Source organism: Paenibacillus sp. 01T422 (genome assembly GCF_056398785.1).
The window spans coordinates 1-3,578 of sequence record NZ_JBFTQB010000799.1 but is presented as its reverse complement, the minus strand read 5'-3'; the positions used below and the strand labels follow the sequence as shown (position 1 = coordinate 3,578).

Here is a 3,578-nt window from a genome sequence, read left to right as displayed (position 1 = left end):
TCCTTATCCTATGACGAACAATATCAGATTGGTATTGAGGCTGGAAAAGAACTAAAAGTGATGCATGAATTAGCCGATCCTAGCTCGGAAAGTTGGTATGAACGAAGATTATTAAAACATAATCGCCAGTATGAAAGTTACCAGAACTGCGGGGTTAAGCTGCCAGAGGAGGATTTCATTTTATCTTTTATAAACAAGAATTTAATACATATGAACGATCGACCGAATCGATTCCAGCATGATGACTTCCATCCGAGCAACCTAATTGTTCATAATCGTAGTTATTCGGGGGTAATTGATTTTAACCGATATGATTGGGGAGATCCTTATCATGATTTTTTGAAAATCGCCTATTTCAGCAGAGAGGTAAGCATTCCGTTTTGCATTGGGCAAATAAATGGATATTTCAATGGTATTGTTCCACAAGAATTCTGGAAATTGTATGCTCTATATACGGCTATGATCATTTTTCCAACAATAACTTGGACTCTTAAAGTTGTACCCGTAGTACTCCCGCGATAATGACTGTCGCGCCGATAATGTGGTAATACGCAAGTTGTTCATTTAAGAAAACGAAGCCCCCAACAATTGAAACCAACGTAGCAAGATGGTTGAACACACTCACCTTTGATGCCTCTAACTTGGATAATGCATAATTGCTGAGCAAGCTGGAGATAAGCGAAGAGAGTACACCTAAATATAGAATGGATATCAGAAACACCGGACTCGCAAATGGCTTAAAATAAAGAGACAGGGATAACGTTCCATCCGCCATATGTTGGACAACCGCCATCAGGTTGAAGACAAGGAAGCCAATCATGGTCATCACATAAGTCATGGCAAACACCTTCATTTTCGAAGTAAGCTTCCTTGCAAGCACGCTGTAACCTGCTAACGCAATGGCTGACAATAGAATGAGCAGCGTGCCTTTCATATTCGTTAGATTAATGGTTGTACCTTTCATGATGAAAATAAAGATAACACCCGCCACGGAAAGTAACGTTGAAAGCTGCTGCAGCCTTGTAGTACGTTCCTTCAGAAAATAGGCTGCCGCAATCATAGTGAAGATCGGCACCGTTGCGTGAATTATGCCAGCCTCCGCTGAAGTTGTGACTTGCAAGCCAAATGCTTGAAAAGCAAAGAACATCGTCGGATATAAGGCGGCAAGTGGGAGAATGACCAGCACATCCCGCGGTTTAATTTGAAGCTTAACCCAACCTAATAGAACAGGGATGGTGGCACCGATAAGGGAGATCGTAAAGCGGTGGGCGAGGCTATCGAGCGGCGTCGCAACCGTTAAAGCTAATTTTCCAAACAAAAAGGATAGTCCTACAATTAGGGAATAAATAACGATGGCTGAGTATGCGATGCGCTTTGTTTTGGTACTGATTTGTATGTCTGTCATGACGTTCCTCCTAGGACTGTAAATTGATACGTTTATCGTAACTTACCCACCTACATGCTACAATAAGGAAAAATAACATCTGTACCGTTACAGATTGCGAGCAAGGAGCAGGTCKGTCTAATGTACATGTATTTGGAACTTATGAATGAGCTGGAAGAACTGATACGGAAGGAACCCTATAAGGATGGACAGAAACTTCCATCTATTCGCACGCTTTCAGAGCAGTATAAATGCAGCAAGAGTACGATTATTAAAGCTTTGGATGAGCTGGAGAAACGCCATCTCATTTATGCGATGCCAAAGAGTGGCTRTTATGTGGTCAAAGGGGCAAATTCCGCGCAGAGTGAACCGTCTCCAATTCTGAATTTTTCGGATGCTGCTCCCGATCCTGATGTATTTCCTTATTTGGATTTTCAGCATTGCATCAATAAAGCGATTGATACCTACCAGAAGGATTTATTTGTATATGGTACAGCCAAAGGAATGTCATCCCTAATAGAAATCGTACGTAAGCAGTTAATGCGTTATCAAGTGTTTACGAATGAGCGGAATATCTTTGTGGTATCCGGAGTTCAGCAGGCGTTGTCACTCCTTGCCGCAATGCCTTTCCCAAACGGAAAGCTGAAGGTGCTGATTGAACAGCCTAGCTATCATCTGTTTATCGAATATTTGGAGACACGCCGCACGCCGGTTATCGGGATAGAGCGCAGCTCTGCGGGAATTGATTTTGACAAGTTGGAGAAAATCTTTCATACGGAAGACATTAAGTTTTTTTATACAATGCCACGTTTCCACAATCCTCTGGGCTGCTCCTACACGAACAAAGAGAAGAAGCGACTTGCTAGGCTTGCTGCCAAATATGATGTATATATCGTTGAGGATGATTACCTTGCCGATTTCGAGCAAGACAGTAAGGCCGATCCAATATTTACGCATGATGATTCTTCGCATGTCATTTATTTAAAAAGTTATTCCAAAATCATATTCCCAGGCTTACGCATCGGCATTGCGGTCATTCCTGTTCAGCTCGCTGAAACGTTCAGGCTGTACAAGAAACAAAATGATATTGATAGCTCTATGTTGTCGCAGGCAGCTCTTGAAATTTATTTGCGCAGCGGGATGTTCGATCGCCATCTTGCCAAAATCCGTAGCAGATATGCTGCAAGGGCGAAGCTGCTCGATGCTGCACTTACGAAGGAAGCTGCCCGCAGTGGAGGCGCCTTCACTTACGAACATTCTAACTATCCGTTTATACATACACATATCATGCTGAGTAAAACAGTTTCTTCCGAGAAGCTTATTGCTAAATTAAAAAGAAACTCGATTCTGTTGGAGTCTATGGACAGAAATTATTTGAACAATTTCGAGAGGGAAAATATAGTGAAACTAAACGCTACGAACGTGAACGAGGATGATATTGAAAGAGGAATAGAACGGATTAGCGCTATTATAGCGGAGTCGATTCGCTAAACGGAAATCGGAACCAGGAAATGAACGGGAATGTAAGTGAATAATAAATGCAACAAAGGGATAAAATTACAAAGAATCTGTTCGTAATAACTGACTATTCATAGTTGCATTGTGAGGAAAATAATATGGACAGAACACAAGGGAAAATCGGTATTGTATCCATCATTATGGTCATGATGCTGTTCAATGGTTTGACTAGTCATGTTATTGTAAATCCGCTGGTATTGGATACATCGGGTAGAGATGCTTGGATATCTGTTCTAATGACGGCAGTTCTCTACCTGCCTTGGTGCGCACTTCTAGTTTATATTATGAGAAAAACAGGTCAACAGGAGCTGCGGACATGGTTGACAAAGCAAACAAGCCCTCTTATTGCCTGGATCATCATAGCTCCGATTTGTGTGGAATTGTTTTTGATTGGTGGCATGACGGTTATCCAAACGGAGATATGGACCGTCACTAACTATTTGCCTGCAACTCCACAATTTATACTAATTATTGCGTTAGTTTCGGTTTGTTATTACTCGGCCTATAATGGCATTCGCACGATAACGATAGTAGCCGGTATCCTGCTTCCTACGGTCGTCTGCCTTGGATACTTCGTTTCCATTGCCAATATGCCGGAGAAAGATTACGCCCTTCTCAAGCCTTTTCTTGAACATGGTTGGCAGCCGGCTTTGAACGGAATGGTTTATACGGGAGG

4 protein-coding genes are annotated in these 3,578 nt (G+C 42.1%); 3 read left to right on the top strand and 1 reads right to left on the bottom strand.

Going from position 1 to position 3,578, the window contains the following annotated elements:
- The coding region (locus tag AC1DUA_RS31450) for an aminoglycoside phosphotransferase family protein (protein ID WP_477503485.1) at positions 1-522 on the top strand (522 nt) is incomplete at its 5' end.
- Here the strand turns inward: AC1DUA_RS31450 and AC1DUA_RS31445 are convergent.
- Positions 491-1,405, bottom strand: coding sequence for a DMT family transporter (locus AC1DUA_RS31445; RefSeq protein WP_477503484.1), 915 nt, complete (start codon positions 1,403-1,405; stop codon positions 491-493). The genes AC1DUA_RS31450 and AC1DUA_RS31445 overlap by 32 nt on opposite strands.
- Before the next feature lie 120 nt (positions 1,406-1,525).
- Here AC1DUA_RS31445 and AC1DUA_RS31440 point away from each other — a divergent pair, with 120 nt between their 5' ends.
- Positions 1,526-2,875 (top strand): aminotransferase-like domain-containing protein, encoded by a 1,350-nt coding sequence (locus AC1DUA_RS31440; protein ID WP_477503483.1) that lies wholly within the window; start codon positions 1,526-1,528, stop codon positions 2,873-2,875.
- 125 nt (positions 2,876-3,000) lie between these two features.
- Positions 3,001-3,578: GerAB/ArcD/ProY family transporter (locus AC1DUA_RS31435; RefSeq protein WP_477503482.1), on the top strand; the 578-nt coding region annotated here is incomplete at its 3' end.

What these genes read in the sequence shown, in the direction of transcription:
- AC1DUA_RS31445 (WP_477503484.1), bottom strand. Translation starts at nt 1,405, where the DNA reads ATGACAGACATACAAATCAGTACCAAAACAAAGCGCATCGCATACTCA.